Source organism: Ferriphaselus amnicola (genome assembly GCF_000974685.2).
Taxonomy (GTDB): domain Bacteria; phylum Pseudomonadota; class Gammaproteobacteria; order Burkholderiales; family Gallionellaceae; genus Ferriphaselus; species Ferriphaselus amnicola.
The window spans coordinates 2,070,614-2,088,535 of record NZ_AP018738.1; the positions used below are offsets into that span (position 1 = coordinate 2,070,614).

Annotated in this window: 18 protein-coding genes and 1 pseudogene; 9 read left to right on the forward strand and 10 right to left on the reverse strand. The window is 57.8% G+C overall.

Features of this window, described 5'->3' with window-relative positions; all coding sequences use genetic code 11:
- Nucleotides 1-15 precede the first annotated feature (15 nt).
- From OYT1_RS10325 to OYT1_RS10340, 4 genes are all read right to left on the reverse strand, one after another.
- Nucleotides 16-795, reverse strand: a complete 780-nt coding sequence (locus OYT1_RS10325; protein WP_232013172.1) for an ABC transporter ATP-binding protein — start codon at nucleotides 793-795, stop codon at nucleotides 16-18.
- Nucleotides 771-1,730 (reverse strand): FecCD family ABC transporter permease, encoded by a 960-nt coding sequence (locus tag OYT1_RS10330; protein ID WP_062626282.1) that lies wholly within the window; start codon nucleotides 1,728-1,730, stop codon nucleotides 771-773. Before OYT1_RS10330 ends, OYT1_RS10325 begins: the two co-directional genes overlap by 25 nt.
- A 55-nt stretch (nucleotides 1,731-1,785) precedes the next feature.
- Nucleotides 1,786-2,073, reverse strand: a complete 288-nt coding sequence (locus tag OYT1_RS10335) for a PsiF family protein (protein ID WP_062626283.1) — start codon at nucleotides 2,071-2,073, stop codon at nucleotides 1,786-1,788.
- Nucleotides 2,074-2,206: 133 nt separating this feature from the next.
- On the reverse strand, nucleotides 2,207-2,866 hold the full coding sequence (locus tag OYT1_RS10340; protein WP_062626284.1) for a histidinol-phosphatase: 660 nt from the start codon (nucleotides 2,864-2,866) through the stop codon (nucleotides 2,207-2,209).
- A gap of 183 nt (nucleotides 2,867-3,049) precedes the next feature.
- On the opposite strand from OYT1_RS10340, the gene OYT1_RS10345 reads away from it, so the two are divergent.
- A complete protein-coding gene (locus tag OYT1_RS10345) occupies nucleotides 3,050-4,846 on the forward strand; it encodes a type IV pilus assembly protein FimV (protein WP_062626285.1) in 1,797 nt (598 codons plus the stop codon).
- Here OYT1_RS10345 and hda read toward each other — a convergent pair.
- The gene (hda, locus tag OYT1_RS10350) at nucleotides 4,843-5,523 is read right to left on the reverse strand and encodes a DnaA regulatory inactivator Hda (RefSeq protein WP_062626286.1); all 681 of its coding nucleotides are present in this window, start codon (nucleotides 5,521-5,523) and stop codon (nucleotides 4,843-4,845) included. The genes OYT1_RS10345 and hda overlap by 4 nt on opposite strands.
- Nucleotides 5,524-5,526: 3 nt before the next feature.
- On the reverse strand, nucleotides 5,527-6,576 hold the full coding sequence (locus OYT1_RS10355; RefSeq protein WP_062626287.1) for an AI-2E family transporter: 1,050 nt from the start codon (nucleotides 6,574-6,576) through the stop codon (nucleotides 5,527-5,529).
- Nucleotides 6,577-6,635: 59 nt separating this feature from the next.
- Between OYT1_RS10355 and purM the strand changes: the two genes are divergently transcribed.
- The 8 genes from purM (at nucleotide 6,636) to OYT1_RS10390 (ending at nucleotide 14,141) form a co-directional block, all read left to right on the forward strand.
- Complete coding sequence (purM, locus tag OYT1_RS10360) at nucleotides 6,636-7,676, forward strand: phosphoribosylformylglycinamidine cyclo-ligase (RefSeq protein ID WP_062626288.1); 1,041 nt, start codon at nucleotides 6,636-6,638, stop codon at nucleotides 7,674-7,676.
- Nucleotides 7,677-7,687: 11 nt separating this feature from the next.
- Complete coding sequence (locus OYT1_RS10365) at nucleotides 7,688-9,655, forward strand: acyltransferase family protein (RefSeq protein WP_197714081.1); 1,968 nt, start codon at nucleotides 7,688-7,690, stop codon at nucleotides 9,653-9,655.
- Between the two features lie 139 nt (nucleotides 9,656-9,794).
- On the forward strand, nucleotides 9,795-9,941 hold the full coding sequence (locus OYT1_RS13690; RefSeq protein WP_172588541.1) for a hypothetical protein: 147 nt from the start codon (nucleotides 9,795-9,797) through the stop codon (nucleotides 9,939-9,941).
- A gap of 109 nt (nucleotides 9,942-10,050) precedes the next feature.
- Nucleotides 10,051-10,377 (forward strand): nucleotidyltransferase family protein, encoded by a 327-nt coding sequence (locus OYT1_RS10370; protein WP_062626290.1) that lies wholly within the window; start codon nucleotides 10,051-10,053, stop codon nucleotides 10,375-10,377.
- 54 nt (nucleotides 10,378-10,431) lie between these two features.
- Entirely contained in the window at nucleotides 10,432-11,070 is a 639-nt protein-coding gene (purN, locus tag OYT1_RS10375) for a phosphoribosylglycinamide formyltransferase (RefSeq protein ID WP_062626291.1), read from the forward strand.
- A 3-nt stretch (nucleotides 11,071-11,073) separates the two neighbouring features.
- On the forward strand, nucleotides 11,074-11,781 hold the full coding sequence (locus tag OYT1_RS10380) for a DUF3108 domain-containing protein (protein ID WP_062626292.1): 708 nt from the start codon (nucleotides 11,074-11,076) through the stop codon (nucleotides 11,779-11,781).
- Nucleotides 11,778-12,800 carry a DUF3108 domain-containing protein gene (locus OYT1_RS10385; protein WP_062626293.1) on the forward strand — a complete coding sequence of 341 codons (1,023 nt, stop codon included), beginning with the start codon at nucleotides 11,778-11,780 and terminating at the stop codon, nucleotides 12,798-12,800. Before OYT1_RS10380 ends, OYT1_RS10385 begins: the two co-directional genes overlap by 4 nt.
- Before the next feature lie 78 nt (nucleotides 12,801-12,878).
- Nucleotides 12,879-14,141 (forward strand): RsmB/NOP family class I SAM-dependent RNA methyltransferase, encoded by a 1,263-nt coding sequence (locus OYT1_RS10390; protein ID WP_088178201.1) that lies wholly within the window; start codon nucleotides 12,879-12,881, stop codon nucleotides 14,139-14,141.
- 4 nt (nucleotides 14,142-14,145) lie between these two features.
- Here the strand turns inward: OYT1_RS10390 and OYT1_RS10395 are convergent.
- From OYT1_RS10395 to cysT, 4 genes and pseudogenes are all read right to left on the reverse strand, one after another.
- Nucleotides 14,146-15,078 (reverse strand): annotated as a pseudogene (locus OYT1_RS10395) (CysB family HTH-type transcriptional regulator).
- Complete coding sequence (locus OYT1_RS10400; RefSeq protein WP_062626294.1) at nucleotides 15,075-16,109, reverse strand: sulfate/molybdate ABC transporter ATP-binding protein; 1,035 nt, start codon at nucleotides 16,107-16,109, stop codon at nucleotides 15,075-15,077. Before OYT1_RS10400 ends, OYT1_RS10395 begins: the two are co-directional and overlap by 4 nt.
- On the reverse strand, nucleotides 16,110-16,973 hold the full coding sequence (cysW, locus tag OYT1_RS10405) for a sulfate ABC transporter permease subunit CysW (protein WP_062626295.1): 864 nt from the start codon (nucleotides 16,971-16,973) through the stop codon (nucleotides 16,110-16,112).
- On the reverse strand, nucleotides 16,973-17,803 hold the full coding sequence (cysT, locus tag OYT1_RS10410; protein ID WP_062626296.1) for a sulfate ABC transporter permease subunit CysT: 831 nt from the start codon (nucleotides 17,801-17,803) through the stop codon (nucleotides 16,973-16,975). The genes cysW and cysT overlap by 1 nt, the downstream gene beginning before the upstream one ends.
- Nucleotides 17,804-17,922: the final 119 nt, after the last annotated feature.

Genomic DNA, 17,922 nt, shown 5'->3' on the forward strand with positions numbered 1-17,922 from the left:
CAAAATGACGCGCGATTATACACCGGGAAGAAAACAGCGCTCCCCTTCCACCTCGGCCACCCGCAGACGGCACTGGTAAAGCGCTTCTAGATGTTCGCATGTCAGCAACTCAGCGCTCGCCCCCGCCAGCACTTGACCATCTGGGAACATCAGCAGCAGGTGGTCGCAGCAACGCTGCGCCCATAGCAGATCGTGCAGCACCATGAACACGGCTCGCGACTTCATGCCAGAAAGTAGTTCCATCACCTGCGCCTGATGGCGTAGATCAAGGTGCTGTAAGGGTTCGTCGAGCAATAGACATTGCGCTTGCTGCGCCAGTAATTGAGCGATGGCGGCACGCTGGCGTTCGCCACCGGAAAGCTGGTTGAGCGGACGCTGCGCCAGTTCGCTCAAGTCCATCGCCGCCATCGCTTGTCTCGCGATGGCTTCATCGTCGGTTCTGTAGCCGAACAAGGCGCGGCGGTGCGGGAAGCGTCCCAGCAGCACATAGTCCAGCACCGAGCCCCAAAATTCGCCGCCCTCGCTTTGCAGCAGCACCCCCAGTTGCTGCGCTAATTCGCGGCGCGGAATGTTGGTCAACAGCGATTTCCCCCAGCGAACTTCGCCTGAATCAGGCTGATGCAATCCAGCCAAGGTGCGCAGCAAGGTGGACTTACCCGCGCCATTCTGTCCCAGCACGCCCCAGCATTCGCCGGACTGTACGGCAAAACTCAGTTCACGGCAGACGGTCTTGCCGCCCATACTCACCGTGAGGCTACGCGCTTCCAGCATCACGCCCGCCTTCCCAGCAACCATAACAGCACCGGCACGCCGAGCAAGGCGGAGAAGATGCCGACCGGCAGTTGCAGCGGCGACCACAAAGAGCGTGCCAACGTGTCAGCCAGCACGAGAAAGCTGCCGCCTAGCAGCACGGCACACGGGATCAGCCAGCGATGCGCCGACACCCCCAGCAAGCGGATCGCGTGCGGCACCAGCAAGCCGACGAAGCCGATGCTTCCGCCGAGTTGCAGTGCCGCCACGGTGAGCAGCGCGGCAGCGAAATACAACGCGGCCTGCCAGCGCGTGACGGCCAAACCAAGCGCGGCGGCCTTGTCACGCCCGCCTGCCAACACATCCAGTCCGCCCGCCGCCAGCGTCGCCACCACGCTGACGACCAGCAATACCAACCAAGCTGGCTCCAAGCCTTGCGGCTGCGACAGATCGCCCATCAGCCAGAACAACATGCCTTTCACCTGCTCGGCTTGTGCCAGCGTCAACAACAAGCTGACCAATGCGCCACATCCGGCGGAAAGCACTACGCCAGTGAGCAGCAAACGGTAGAGGTTGCGCTCACCGTGGCGAAAGCCCAGGCCGAACACGACCACAATCGCCAGCAGTGCGCCAGCCAAAGAAGCGCCCTGTTCCGCCAGCAATCCCGCGCCCAACAACATCGCTGCCAACGCGCCCACTGCCGCCCCACCAGATACGCCGAGGATGTAGGGATCGGCCAGCGGGTTGCGCAACAGCGCTTGCAACAACACGCCCGCCAAGCTCAACAGCCCGCCGCAAGCGAACGCCGCCAACACGCGCGGCAAGCGCAATTCCTGAACGATCTGCGCAGCCTCACCCCGACCCAATAAGCCGAGCCAGACTTCGCCCGCCGACAGCGGCGACGAGCCACTCAGCAGCGCGCCGCACACAGACAGTGCAGCGACGAACAGCAGAAATATGAAAAGCCAGCGTGGATTCATCGTTTGGATAATGAAAAGGGCGCTAGACGCGCCCTCAATGTTGAGTCAGCAGACATCACCCTTTCAGGCACTGGCTCATGAACGACTTGCGCTCATCGCCCTTCTTGCCCTCGGCCTGCTTATTGCAGTCCTTCATCTTGCTTTGTTGCTTACCCTTGCCACTTTCGGCGGCACCGCCGCTCAGACAAGACTTCATGAATGCCTTGCGTTCGTCGCCCTTGAGCGCTTTCTCCTTAGCATCCTTGTTGCACGTCTTCATCTTCTCCTGCTGCGCGCCTGCGAATACGGCGGGTGCGACAGCCAAACTCGAACCCATCACTGCCAATGCGATCAATCGTTTCATGTTCGTCTCCTTGGTGGTCGGTTAACTTCAAATCAGACTAGCGCCTTGACGGCACCGCATTCATTATTAGGCACTTCAAAAAATAAAGCATTAAGCCCGAACGCCTATATCTAGCTACTCGCTGGCTAGACCCTTACCACTCCAGAACTGGCCACCCCGCCTGTTCGGCATAGGTACGTAGCGTAGCGTCAGGCTTCACCGCTACAGGCGTTTGCACCTTGGCCAACAAAGGCAAGTCGTTCAAGGAATCGCTGTAGAACGTAGATCGGTCGAAACTTGCCCAAGTCCAGCCGCTCTCCGCCAACCATTGCTCCAGCCGGGTGATCTTGCCTTCGCGAAAACTGGGTACGCCCGCCACACCGCCAGTGAATTCACCCTCCTTCTGCTCCGGTTCGGTTGCGATCAGGTATTCGATGCCGAACTCCTGCGCAATGGGCGCGGTGACGAAGCTATTCGTCGCCGTGATAATGACGCACACATCGCCCGCATCGCGGTGCTTGGCAACTAAAGTTCGAGCCTGCGGCGTGATCATGGGCATGATCTTGTCGCGCATGAATTGCTGATGCCAGCCATCGAGCACATGGCGCGAATGACGTGACAGCGGCTTCAGCTGAAAGTCGAGAAACTCGTGGATGTCCAGCGTGCCCGCCTTGTACTGTTCATAGAAGTGCAGATTCTTCGCCTCGAACAATTCGCGGTCGAGTACGCCGATAGAAATGAGAAATTGCGACCATTCGAAGTCGCTATCGCCATCCAGTAGCGTGTTATCTAGATCAAATAGGGCAAGATTCACAACAAAACTCCAATTATTCAGTAAAACTAACGCGTAAGCGGCTTGGCAATGCACGCTCGCATCGGGCTATAATGCCGCGCACAGGGAAAAGGCTGTTTCCGCGAGGGCGAACGATACCAGATTCAAGCCACAGCGGAACGTGTCGGCACCAAAGCCCAGCCGCATAATAACCAAAGGGATGGCATGGATTCCGTTCAAAGTCAGCACACCGCTCAGATGCAGCGCCGCACGGCGCGCGCCTTCGTGCTTCGTTTCACCTCGCCGCTCGCGCTGTCGTTGGCATTAGCACTTCCGTGTATCGCTCAAGCCGTCAGCATCGGCGACATCGTATTACAAAGTCACTTAGGGGAACCACTCAAGGCCAGAGTCTCACTCTCTCTTGCCAGCAACGAGACTGTAGATGAAGGCTGCCTCACGCTGATCGCCCCCAGCGCCGAGCAAGGTAATCCTGACGAATTCATCACTCAGGCCAGCTTGTCATTGCAGCAAGACAAAGACCGCTCAGTCGTGCTCATCCAAGGCAATCAACCGATCAACAAGGCTTACGTTCGTTTGCAGTTACAAGTCCGCTGCCCCGGACAAGGTAGCATCAGCCGCACGTTCACTGCGCTCCCCAGTTTGGAGTCGTCCCCCAGCGCGGAAACCCCTGCCGAACCCAGCCTGATCCAAAGCCCGACCCTAGGCACAGCGATTCCGATCAAAACTCGCAGCGCCGCCAAAGACACCGCACCGAGTTCACCGAAAGCGCGTCGCAGCAAACGAGTGAAAACCAACCAGACTGCGCAAGCCAAAGATGATCGCTCTGCGCCGATCTCGCGCAAAGCTCCCGAGATCGGCGAATTCCATCTGCGCTTATCCACCGATGTGATCGACACCTCGCGCGTCGGCAAGCTGAGTGAAGCCGATCGCAACAAACTGCTCGCTCAACAACGCCTGCTGGATCAGGATGATCAGACGGCTAATTTCCTTGCCTTGCAGCATCAGGTCATGCAATTGCAGGAAGAGCTTAAGCTGGTGCGCGTCCAGATGGGGCAAGCAGTGAGCGAACCCGCTCAAGCGACCTCGATGGAGTCAGCTCAGCCTGCCGCTCAGTCGCAACCCGCAGCGGTACCGACGGCAAAACCCACGCCAGTCAAGGCGACCACACCGCCCCCGGTGATCGAGCCAGAGTCTGACTTGATGAGCAATCTAGCCTTGGCTTTGGGTGCCATTCTGTTGATCCTAGTCGGCCTGCGCCAGTACAATAAACGCATGAAAGCCCAATGGACGGGCGAAAGCATCGTGCAAGACAGCGATGAGCCGACCCTACCACTTGCTCCAGCCAATCTGACCCCAGTTGCTGTCTCCCAAGATGTCGCGCCAGTCACATCCAGCGCAGAAGTCGTAGTAACGCCCGCTGCCGTCGTAGCTCCCGAGCCCATCATCGCCGTAGCGCCTCCCGTCAAACCAGCGGAGCCACCCCAAGAATCCGATTGGGTGGTTGAAGAGGCTGAGCTGTACGCCGTTCACGGCCATCCCGAGCTGGCCATCCAAATCCTAGAGAAACTATTGGATCAATCGCCCGACAAGCCGCAGGCTTGGTTGCTACTGCTATCCATCCTTAGCTCACTGGATCGGCACGAAGAGTTTGAAAGCGCCGCTCGCCGCTTCGCCGCGACTGATAGCAACCGCACCTACTGGAAAGAAGTGCAAGCGCTCGGCCAGCGCATCGACAAAGACAATCCCCTGTATTTCGGCGAGATCAGTGAAGTCCACGAACCCGTGCCGCTGCACAAACCCAACCACCGCCCATTGGGTGCGATCTTGCTGGATACCGGCGCGCTCACCGAAGAAGTGTTGATGGGCGTTTTGGCGCAGTTCAACCCCAAACGCGATGGTCGCATCGGCGCGTTCCTGATCCAGCATGGCTTGATCAGCAACGAGCAGTTGGAAACGGCCTTGCAGATTCAGCGCGTGGAACGCGCGGCAGAGTCAGCCTAATCAGTGTTGAACGGCAAGTCGGCCTGACTTGCCGTTTGCATAACCTCTCTCAGCAAAGGCACCGAAGGCCAGCGCTTCAGACGCAAGCAAAGCTCATCCAGCGCATCGAGCGTCGTCAGCAAAGCAGGAAGATCGCGCCGTCCGTGACGCAACAAGTATTGGATGACTTCCGACGGCAATTCCAGCCCGCGCGCATAGGCATGACGTTGCAGCGCTTGCGCCTTTTCCTCGTCGCTCAAACAGTGAACCTCATAGACCAAGCCCCAGCCAAGCCGCGTGCGCAGATCATCGCGCAATCCGAGTTGCATCGCCGCCATCGTACCGCTCACCAGCAACAGTCCGCCGCTATCGCGCATCTGGTTATACAAAGCGAACAGCGCGATCTGCGCCTCGCCATCCAGCGTATGCACGTCATCGACTGCGATCACATCGGCTACCACGGGGACGTTCGCCACAGCGTATTCCGCGCTCAGCCCCAGTTCCTGCGCCGCGACCACCAACGCCCGCAACAGATGGGATTTGCCGCTGCCCGCCTCGCCCCACAGGTAGATGCTGCGCTCACCTTCGCCCAGCAGCGCATGTCGCAGACGTTCCAACAATTCGACATTGTGGCCGGACACGAAATTGTCCAACGTCGGCACCCAGTCGGGTGCGATCCCCAGCAGTAATTGGTTCATCACTCAGTCCCGATACAAGGTGCTGGAAAGATAGCCATCGCGCGCATGGCGCAAGCCGACCAGCAACACGGCGGAGAGCGGCAGCGCCAGCAGCACGCCGAAGAAGCCGAACAACTGGCCGAACGCCAGCAGAGCGAAGATCACCGCCAGCGGATGCAGGCCGATGCGCTCGCCCACCAACCAGGGCGTGACCACCACGCCTTCCAGCAACTGGCCGAGGCCGAACGCCGCCCACACGAGGAACACGCGGGTGAATTCGTCGAACTGCATCACTGCCGCCAAGGTTGCCAGCGCCAGCCCCGCAACCATGCCAAGGTAGGGCACGAACACCAGCATTCCGGCCAGCAGACCGATGGGCAGCGAGAATTCAAGGCCGGTCAAACTCAGAGCGAGCACGTAATAGGCCGACATCAGCGCCATCACCGAGAGCTGGCCGCGCAGGAATTCAGCCAGCACACCGTCGATCTCAAGCGTGACACGGCTCACTAACGCCTTATGGCGCATAGGCACTAACTCGCTCAGCTTGCCTAGCAACGCTTCCCAGTCGCGCAGCAAGTAAAACAGCACCACTGGGATCAGCAGCAGATTCATCAACAAAGCGAACAGCGCTGCACTGCTGCCGCCCAGCCAAGGCAGTAGCTTACCCGCCACGCCGCCTGCGTTCTGCCAGTGCGCCATCAGCCAACTGCGTAAGCCAGCGGCGCTGGCATCGTCGCCCAACAACTGTTGCAACTGCGGCAACCAGCGCTGGCGCAGCTGCTCGTACCAACCCGGCACCTGCTCCACCAGCAGCGCCGATTCCTGCTGCAACAGCGGCAAGATGATCAGCAGCAACCCGGCCACCAGTGCGACCAAACCCAGCATCACCGCGATCGTCGCCAGCGTGCGCGAGCACCCCCAGCGGCACAGCCGCGCCACCAGCGGATTGCAGATGTAAGCGAGGATGGTTGCCGCGACAAACGGCGTGAGGATGGGGCTTAGCAGGTAGAGCAGCGTCAGCGCAGCCAGAAGAAAGGCCAGCCATTGCAGTGCAGCGAAGCGTTGCGGGGTCATTTAAGGTAAAATCCGGCGAAATTTGCCGCACTTTATCCTGAAGAAAGCGAGAACTCAACTTGAACCAGAACGCCTCCCTATCCTACCGCGACGCCGGTGTTGACATCGACGCCGGTGACCAGCTGGTCGAAAACATCAAACCTTACGCCAAACGCACCATGCGTCCCGAAGTCCTGAGCGGCATCGGCGGCTTCGGCGGACTGGTCGAAATCTCCAAAAAGTACAAAGAGCCAGTGCTAGTTTCCGGCACCGATGGCGTGGGCACCAAGCTGAAGCTAGCCTTCGAACTCAACCGCCATGACACCGTCGGCATCGACCTCGTCGCCATGAGCGTGAACGATATTCTGGTGCAAGGCGCTGAGCCGCTGTTCTTCCTCGACTACTTCGCCTGCGGCAAGCTGGACGTAGCTGCCGCAACGGAAGTCATCAAGGGCATCGCCAAAGGCTGTGAGGATTCCGGCTGTGCGCTGATCGGCGGCGAAACCGCCGAAATGCCCGGCATGTACCCCGTGGGCGAATACGACCTCGCTGGCTTCGCCGTCGGCGTGGTGGAAAAGAGTAAGATCATCACCGGCGACACCATCGTCCCTGGCGACGTGGTGCTGGGCCTGGCCTCCAACGGCGCACACTCCAACGGCTACTCGCTGGTCCGCAAGATCATCGAACGCTCCGCGCCTGATCTGGACGCGGCATTCGACGGCAAACGTAGCTTGGCCGACTGCATCATGGCGCCCACCCGTTTGTACGTGAAACCGCTGTTGGCGCTGATGCAAGCGATCAACGTCAAAGGCATGGCCCACATCACCGGCGGCGGCATCACCGAGAACGTCCCGCGCGTGTTGCCCGCCAACGTCGTCGCTGAAATCGATGCTGCTAGCTGGCAAATGCCCAAACTGTTCCGCTGGTTACAAGAAGGCGGCAACGTCGAAGCCCAAGAGATGTACCGCACCTTCAACTGCGGCATCGGCATGGTAGTCGTGGTCGCAGCAGCGGATGCCGACGCGGCGGTCAGCCAGTTGCAAGCAGCGGGCGAGACGGTGAGCAAGATCGGCGTGATTCGTGCAAGGAATGGCGAAGAGCATCAGACGCAGGTGAAGTGAGGGAGCTGGCAGTGACGCCCCCCAAACACCCCCACCTAGCACACCCCAAATATCGGCCTGATATTGATGGCTTGCGTGCGATTGCGATTCTTGCCGTCGTAATATTCCATGCATTTCCTGGGAAAATGCCCGGTGGGTTTATCGGCGTCGATATTTTCTTTGTTATCTCTGGATTTTTGATTTCGACAATCATTTTCTCGAGTCTTGAACGCAACCGCTTTAGTCTCGTAGAGTTTTACGCACGTCGTGTCCGCAGGATATTCCCAGCACTAATCCTCGTTCTGGTTTCTTCCTTGGCATTTAGCTGGTTTGTGCTTTTTCCAGATGAATATAAACAGCTTGGAAAACACACCGCTGCTAGCTCAGGCTTCATTCAGAATTTGATTCTTTGGAAAGAAAGTGGCTACTTCGACAACTCAGCAGAAACCAAGCCCTTGCTCCATCTTTGGAGTCTAGCAATTGAAGAGCAGTTTTATATCTTCTGGCCTCTACTGCTGGCGTATGTTTGGAAACGTCATTGGAGTTTTTTACGAATTACGGCCGTGATTGCAGTGCTTTCTTTTGCCACCAATATCTACCTAGTACACCGCAGCCCTACATCTGCATTCTTTCTACCGCTCTCGAGATTTTGGGAGTTAATGGTGGGAGGTGTTTTAGCTTACGTTGCTTTGCATCGCCCACAACTCATCGAAAGACACAAAAACACCCAATCACTCTTGGGGTTTGCACTAATCCTTAGTGGACTACTCCTGCTAAACAAAGGGAGAGATTTTCCGGGATGGTGGGCATTACTACCAACAATTGGTGCATTTCTGATTATCTCCGCCGGACCTACAACCTGGCTGAATGAAAAGCTGCTAACCAACAAACTCATGGTATGGATTGGGCTAATCAGCTATCCACTCTATTTGTGGCATTGGCCGATTCTTTCGTATTTGAGAATTACCAATGGCGATATATCTGCCTTCGAAGGGCTATTGGCTTTAGCAGTGGCTCTCAGCTTAGCTTGGCTTTCCTACCTGCTAGTTGAGAAGCCATTCAGACATGGGAGGGACACTCGTGGAAAAACTATTGCTTTATTGGTTGTAATGTTGTGTGTCTGGACATTTGGAGCAGGCTTGTACAAGCAAGGAGGCGCTCCCCAAAGATCTCTCGATAACAAGGGGGATTACCTGTCCTATTTTGAGAACTCGCCCCCCAAACAGAAATATTTTGCCACAATGGAGATTCCCATCAAATATCGATTTGATTGTGATTTTTACGATATAGATAAATATCGGGCAGGTAAGTCAACACAAACGCCGCGTGTAGCTGTGGCTAGCAGCTGTTATACAAGAAATTCAAAATACGCACACTCTGTGCTAATTTGGGGAGACTCACACGCACAACAGTTATATTTTGGGCTTGAAAAAAATCTACCCTTTGATTGGCAGATATTGATGGCTACTAGTTCTGGTTGCGCTCCACATCCTAGTATTGCAGCCACATCAACTACTAACTACTGTGAGCAATCAAATTGGTTTGCAATTAAAACAATTTCTGAAGTAAAACCAGACGTTGTTATAGTTGCCCAAGCTGGGGGACACTCGCTAGCTTCAATGGAACAGATTATTAAAAAGCTGAAAAACATAGGGGTAAATAGAATCATTTTTACTGGTCCGGTTCCACACTGGAAGCCTGACTTACCAAAAGTAATAGCGCGTAATCTATGGATAAACACGCCCCAGAGAACCTGGGTAGGTGTTGATCGCGAATTTTTCGCACTAAATGATTCCCTCAAGGCCAATAAATTTCAGAAGATACGTGGAGTTAAGTTTATTGATTTAATGGACTTCTTTTGCAACAAAGAGGGGTGTTTGACATATATTGGAATAGATAGAAAACTTGGCATTACTACTTGGGACTATGGTCATCTAACACCAGCAGCATCAGATTTACTTGCAAAAAGCTTACTAACTAATGAAGTAATATCTCCGTAAAAGTAGTCGCCATCCATTCTTCGCCCCCGTCAGTCGGAGTATGCCTTAATAACAAAGGGGCAATGCCCCATATGGGGGATACCAAAACATCCGATGGAATGCACTTCGCCCCTTACTTTACTCCAAGCAGGTATTGACCATGTCAACTCTGACCGAAGAAACGCATCGCTCCGAATCCGACATCATCCACCAAACATTGACGGGTTATCTGGCGGCAAATCGGGGTGAGTTCGCCAGCAAAGTGCTTTCTTCGCGGAGCGATAGCCGTAAAATTCTGTACGCATGATTACGGCGAGCAGTTCACACAGAAAACGTTGGTGCTGCCCCCCGCCTTTTTGTGGAACATCGCACGCAGGCCGACACGCTGCAACACAAGCAGGACAAGGAAAGCGGCCATGCCGACGACTGAAGCGGCGCGGCTGGAGTTGCCTGCGCCTTACCTGAAAATGGTGCGGAACATTATGCGCAGACATCTGCCGCAAGCGGAAGTATGGGCGTATGGGAGCCGGGTCAACGGCGATTGCTACGCCGCCAGCGACCTTGATCTGGTGGTTCGGCAGCCGGATAACCTGCACCGCAGACAGACCAGCCTATCCGACGTGATTGAAGCGCTCTCCGAAAGCGACCTGCCCATCATCGTGCAACTGGTTGATTGGGCCGACATCCCCGCCGAGTTCTACCGCGAAATCGCGGCGAACTATGTGGTGGTGCAGCCCGCCTAAACACCCGCGCGCTTCCGTTATAATCCGCGCACTCGCCTCATCCCTTTGCACACCATGAAGAACATCGTCATTCTTATCTCCGGGCGCGGCTCGAATATGCAGGCCATCGTCGAGGCCGGTCTGCCGCATCGCATCGCAGCGGTCATCAGCAATCGGGCGGATGCGGGTGGGCTGGACTATGCGCAGGCGCGCGGCATCCCCACGGCGGTGGTGTCGCACCGCGAACATCCCACGCGCGAGGCGTTCGATGCGGTGCTGGCGGCAGAGATCGACCGTCATCAGCCGGACTTGGTGGTGCTGGCCGGTTTCATGCGCATCCTCACGCCGGGTTTCGTCGAGCATTTTGCCGGGCGACTCATCAACATCCACCCTTCCCTGCTGCCTTCTTACACCGGCTTGCACACGCATCAGCGTGCGATCGACGACGGCGTGAAGCTGCATGGCTGCACGGTGCATTTCGTCACTGCCGACCTCGACCACGGGCCGATCATCGCGCAGGGTGCGGTGCCGGTATTACGCGACGACACGCCGGATACGCTGGCGGCGCGCATCCTAAAAGTGGAGCATCGCATCTATCCGCAAGCGGTGGCTTGGTTGTGCGGCGGACAGATGTGGTTGAACGAATCCGGCAAAGTCACCTCCAACGGGCCTGAAGCGAACGATACTTTCATCGTCGCACCTGAAATGGAGTAAACCATGTTGCGTGTACTGAGCTGGCTGGCCCTGTTGTCCTGCTTGATCTCCTCGAACGCATGGGCTACGCCGCCTAGCCGAGTCGAAGCTGAATACACGCTGGAGTTGGAGGGGCTGGATGTCGCCGAGATCAAAGAGACCTACACCCGCAACGGCGACAGTTACCGCATCGAAAGCGTGTCCCGAGCGGTGGGCATCGCGGCCATGTTCAAATCGGAAACCATCACGATCATCAGCACCGGCAGCATCCTTGAGCAAGGCTTGCATCCGCAGCGCGTGACTCAGGAACGTATCAAGGACACCGAGCGGAATTCCAACGCCACGTTCGACTGGGCGGGCCATCAACTCACACTGAACGACCACAATGGCACGCGCCAAGTCACCTTGCCGGAAGATACGCAAGACCGCTTGTCGGCCATGTACCAGTTCATGTTCCTCGACTTGCAGGGCAAATCGACGTTGGACTTCCACATGACCAACGGCAGCAAGCTGGACATCTACAATTACCAGATCACCGCTGAGCAGAACATCGAGGTTCCTTTCGGCACATTCAAAGCGATCTACGTCAGCACCCCGCCACAAGCCAACGGCGCTAAAACCGAGATATGGCTGGCGACCGAACGCAACCAGCTTCCGGTAAAAGTGGTCGTGACCGAAGGCGGTGGCAATCGCTACACGCAAACCCTGACCCGGCTCAGCATCACGCCGTGACCCGCATCGAGCAGCGCCATATCGTCATCGCGCTGGCCGCCTCGGCGCTGCTACATCTGCTGCTGTTATGGCAAGTCCCGCTCAGCCTGCCGGAAGACGAACCCGACCTGCCACCGCTGCAAGCTAAGCTGGAGAAATTGCCCGAGCCCGCCGCCGTACCTCCCAAAAAAGTGACCAAGCTGAACGCCAAGCGTCCCAAGCCGCAACCTCCTGCTGCCGCCCCCGTCCCGCAGCCGGAAGTCGCCACTACGGATCAGGCAGACACAGCCGTGCCGACCGAGGCCACGGCCGAACCCGAACCGGATTCGACCATGACGGCTGCCGACTCGTCTCCACCAGAAAAATCCGCACCGTTGGAAGCTGAGCCACCGCCACTGCCCAAGCACGCCATGCTGAAATACAAAGTTCGCCTGTCCGATGGCGGCTTCGACGTCGGTGATGTGCGCCACCTGCTAGAGATCCAAGACGGCCACTACACGCTGACCGCGACCATCCGCACCATAGGTTTGGCGCGCTTGGTCAAGAACGTGCTCTACAACCAGACCAGTCGCGGCACCATCACCCACGCTGGATTCCAGCCGGACTACGCGCAAGAAGACAAGAACCTCGACGGCAAGAACCAGAACGTGGAGATGTTCTTCGACCACACGAACCATATCCTGCGCTTCTCGCAAGGTGGCGAAACGGCGCTGACCGATGATGCTCAAGACAGACTCAGCATGCTCTACCAGCTCTCCCGCTTCCGACTGCGCGAAGAAGCACTGCCGCTGGCCGTGACCAATGGCCGTAAGCTGGAGCGCTATCGCGTCAGCCTCGATCAAGAGGAAGAGATCATGACGCCGATGGGCAAACTGCGCACCTTGCCCGTGCGCAAGATCCACGGTCCAGACGAAGAAGGGCTGGAAATTTGGTTGGCGCTGGAATACCGTTTGCTGCCAGTAAAAGTCGTCCGTATCGAACGCGATGGCTCGATCAACGGCGTGATGGTCATCCAAGAAATCCGCTTGTCGGACGAGTGAACCTCGCCCTTAGAAGATTTATTCATGCCGCCCTCGCTGAAATGAGAAAATCCCCCTCCCGAATCAAGACACACCATCATGCTGATCACTGAATACCGCCTCGAACTCGTCATCCAAGCGCTGCGCGCCGTCCTGCCACTGGCTCATCCCGCTGACGCTGCGCTGAGCCACCACTTCCGCAGCGAGCGCACCGGTTCCGGTGAACGAGCGCTGATCGCCGAGACCGTGTTCGGCATCTTGCGTCACCGTGCATTCTTGGAACTGGCCTGCACCGCCGAACGCTCGACACCGCGCCGCATGGCGTTGGCTTACTGGGTGCGCTTCGGCGGCTACAACCTGCGCGAACTGACGCCGCTGCTCAAGCCCACCGAGTCGGAATGGCTGGGGCAAGTCAAAGGCTACAAGATGGCCGAACTGCCGCTGTCCATTCAGGCTGAATTACCGGACTGGGTGATCGAAAAACTGCGCGGTTCGATGTCGGACGAAGACATCCTCGCCACTGGGCGCGCCATGCAGCAATCCGCCCCGCTCGACTTGCGCGTCAACACCCTGCGCGCCAGCCGCGACGAAGTAATGCAAGGCCTACAAGGCGAAAAGGTGGAAGCCACGCTCACGCCACTTTCCCCCATCGGCATCCGCGTCAAAGGCAAACCGCCGCTGAACAAGAGCCCGATGTTCGAGGGCGGCAAGTTCGAGGTACAGGACGAAGGCAGTCAGTTGCTCGGCTTCCTGCTCGCCCCCAAGCGCAACGAAATGGTGGTGGATTTCTGTGCCGGTGCAGGCGGCAAGACGCTGCTGCTGGGCGCGATGATGAATTCACAAGGGCGCTTGTACGCTTTCGACGTGTCCGAAAAACGACTGGCCAACCTGAAGCCGCGCATGGCGCGCTCCGGCTTGTCCAACGTCCAGCCGCAACTCATCGCCCACGAACACGACCAAAAGATCAAGCGCCTCGCTGGCAAGATCGACCGCGTGTTAGTGGATGCGCCGTGCAGCGGCCTAGGTACGCTGCGCCGTAACCCCGACCTCAAGTTCCGCCAGTCGCCCACCAGCGTGGACGAACTCAACGTCAAGCAAGCCGCCATCCTCGCCGCCGCCGCCAAACTGCTGAAAGCCGGCGGACGCTTGGTCTATGCGACATGTAGCTTATTGCCGCAAGAGAACCAAGAAATCGTAGCCGCCTTCCTCACCGCCCACCCCAACTTCATCCTGCTGCCCGCAGGCGAAGTGCTGAAGCAGCAAAAGATCCCGCTGGAGATGGGCGACTACCTGCAACTGCTGCCGCAAGTACACAGTACGGATGGCTTCTTCGCAGCCGTGCTGGAACGGCAAGCCGCTTAAAAACTCACTCTGATAACTGCGCCGTATTCGCGGAGCTGACTACGCTCTCGGTCAGCTCCGGCGAGCAATATTCCATAAAACGGTAGGCATAGCCACGCAGCTAATGGCCGCGCCGGAAGGCGATGCGGGTGGTGTTGGGCTCGAACAAGTGCGCGCAATCGAGCACGCGCAGCTTGCTGTCGCGGGCAGGCTCAAAAGCCATCGAAGCGATGATGCCCACGCCCATGCCCAGTTCGACATAGGTCTTGATGACATCAGAATCCAGCGCCGACATGACCACCTCTGGCGACAGCCCGACCCGCTCGAAAGTCTGATCCACACGCGTCCGTCCGGTGACGCCCTCGTGGTAGGTGATGATGGGATAGTCGGCGATAGCTTCCAGCGTGAGCGGCTGCACCGATTCCAGAGGATGCCCCGCAGGAACGATCACGGCGTGATGCCACTGGTAGTAGGGAAACGACACCAGATTCTCGGTACCCTCCAGCGCCTCGGTCGCCAACCCGATGTCAGCATGGCCTTCGAGCAGCATCTTAACGATCTCGCCGGGGCTGCCTTGATGCAGCACCAGATGTACTTTGGGGAACGCCTGTTTGAACTTCGCCACCACGGACGGCAGCGCATAACGCGCTTGAGTGTGCGTCGTCACCACGGTCAGCCGCCCCTCGTCGCGCGTGTTGAAATTCTCGGCCAATTGCTTGATGTTGCCCGCGTCCAGCAAGATGCGGTTGGCGATCTCGACCAGTTCGCGCCCCGGCTCGGTCAGGCCGAGGAAGCGCTTGCCTTTGCGGACAAATAGCTCGATGCCTAACTCGTCCTCCAGATCCTTGATGTGCTTGGATACGCCGGACTGCGAGGTATAAAGTGCATTGGCCACCTCGGTCAGATTGAAGTTCTGCCGTACCGTTTCGCGGATGATGCGTTGTTGCTGGAAATTCATAGCGTGCCCTTCACCGATTCCTCAAACACTCTCACTTGGCGTGGCCGAATGAACACTTGATCGCCATTCGCCAAGGGTTGCGCCTCGAAACGCTCGCGCGACAACTCGATCTCGACCAACTCTTCACTGCCCGCCACCGCCACTTCGGCGCGCACCACCGCACCGATGGCGCGTATCAGCTTGATCTCGCCAGCCAGCGATGCATCGTCATGCCGAGTATGACTGATGTCGATGTCATGCGGGCGAACATAGGCCACGGCATCGCCATGCTGCTGCGTCCAGGCCGAGTGGATGCGGCTGTGGAACAGATTTACGTTGCCGATGAACTGATAGACGAATGGCGTGGCTGGCGTCGCATACACCTCGTCCGGTGTGCCGACTTGCTCGATCTTGCCGTGGTTCATCACCACCACGCGGTCGGCCACTTCCAGCGCTTCTTCCTGATCGTGGGTAACGAAGATGCTGGTGACATGCAGCTCGTCATGCAAATGGCGCAGCCAGCGGCGCAACTCCTTGCGCACCTTGGCATCCAGCGCGCCGAACGGCTCATCCAGCAGCAATATCTTGGGTTCCACTGCCAGCGCACGAGCCAGTGCGATGCGCTGACGCTGCCCACCAGAAAGCTGTGACGGACATCGATCCGCGATCCAGTCGAGTTGCACCAGCTCCAGCAGATGCGTTACCCGCCTGCGAATCTCGGCCTCGGGATGACGCTCCTTCTTCGGCTTGACGCGCAAACCGAAGGCGACATTCTCGAACACGGTCATGTGGCGAAACAGCGCATAGTGCTGGAACACGAAGCCGACATTGCGTTCACGCGCATCGCGTTCTTCCACGTTCTCGCCATGAAACAGCAAGCTGCCGGAGTCCGCCACGTCCAAGCCGCCGATGATGCGGAGCAACGTGGTTTTGCCGCAGCCCGACGGGCCGAGCAGTGCCAACAACTCGCCGCTGTTCACTTCGAGGTTGATGTTGCTCAGCGCGATGTGGTCGCCGAAACGCTTGTTCAGATTTTCGATGGTAATACTCATTTAATGTGCTCCATGCAAAGGTTCGCCACTCCGTCGTGCCTGCCACTCGACCAGTGACTTGAATCCCAGCGTGACCAGCGCCAGCAAAGCCAGCAGCGAGGCCACCGCGAAGGCGGCGACGAAGTTGTATTCGTTGTAGAGAATCTCGACGTGCAGCGGCATGGTGTTAGTCAAGCCACGGATATGACCGGACACCACCGACACCGCGCCGAATTCGCCCATCGCCCGTGCGTTGCACAGGATCACGCCGTACAACAATCCCCATTTGATATTCGGCAGGGTCACGCGCCAGAAAGTCTGCCAGCCGGAAGCACCGAGCGACACCGCCGCCTCTTCCTCATCCTTGCCTTGTGCCTGCATCAGCGGAATCAACTCGCGGGCGATGAACGGGAAGGTCACGAAGATGGTCGCCAGCACGATGCCGGGAACGGCGAAGATGAGCTTGATGTCGTGCTCCATCAACCATGGCCCGAACCAGCCTTGTGCGCCGAACAGCAACACGTAGATCAAGCCAGACACCACCGGACTGACTGCGAACGGCAAGTCGATCAGCGTGATGAGCAAACTCTTGCCCTTGAACTCGAACTTGGCGATGGCCCACGCCGCCGCGATGCCGAACACGAGGTTGGCCGGCACCGCGATGGCCGCCGTAATGAGCGTCAGCTTGACCGCCGACCAAGCATCCGGCTCTTTCAGCGCCTCCCAATACAAGTCCCAACCCTTGCTGAAGGCTTGATAGAACACGGCATACAGCGGCATCCCGAGGAATAGCACCAGATAGCCCAACGCCAGCAGGATAAGCGCGAGCGTCACGCCCTTGGATTCATGCGTGGCGATCTTGCGTTGCAACGAATGGCCAGACATCAGCGTGCCCCTTTCCGACTGCTCCACCATTGCAGAGCGTTGATACCCAGTAACAGGGCGAACGAGATCAGCAGCATCAGCACCGCGATGGCGGTCGCACCGGCGTAATCGTATTGCTCCAACTTGGCGACGATCAGCAGCGGCGCGATCTCGGAGATGTAAGGCATGTTGCCCGCGATGAAGATCACCGAGCCGTATTCGCCGATGGCGCGGGCGAAAGCCAGCGCGAAGCCGGTGAGCAGTGCCGGATAGATGGCGGGAAAGATGATGCGGCGGAACACATCCCAGCGTCCCGCGCCCAAACTGGCCGCCGCCTCTTCGACTTCCGCCTCGACATCGGCCAGCACCGGCTGCACCGTACGCACCACGAAAGGCAAGCCGATGAACGTCAGCGCGACGACGATGCCCAGCGGGGTGTAAGCCACCTTGATGTCATGCGCAGCAAAATACTGACCGAGCCAACCGTTCGGCGCATACAAGGTGGCCAAGGTGATGCCTGCCACCGCCGTAGGCAAAGCGAATGGCAGATCGACGAAGGCATCCACCAACTTCTTGCCGGGAAAGCGATAACGCACCAACACCCAAGCCACCACCAAACCGAAAACGGCATTGGTGACCGCCGCCGCGAACGAGGTCACGAAGGTCACCCGCAACGCCGCCAGCACCCGTTCGCTGCTGGCGACCTCCATGAATCCGCCCCAACCCAGCGTGGCCGTCTTGAAGAACAGCGCCGACAGTGGCACCAGCACGATCAATGAAAGGTAAAGCAGCGTGTAACCCAGCGCCAGATTGAATCCCGGCAACACGCTATGCGCTTTGAATTGCGCCATCACAACATCCTTAAAGTAGGCAAGGCGCGCAGTCTAACGACAGCTGCTTAGCAGGAAAAATAAGAAAAACTACTTTGGTTAGCAGAAATTGGAATAAACCCTATGAACATAAAAAACAG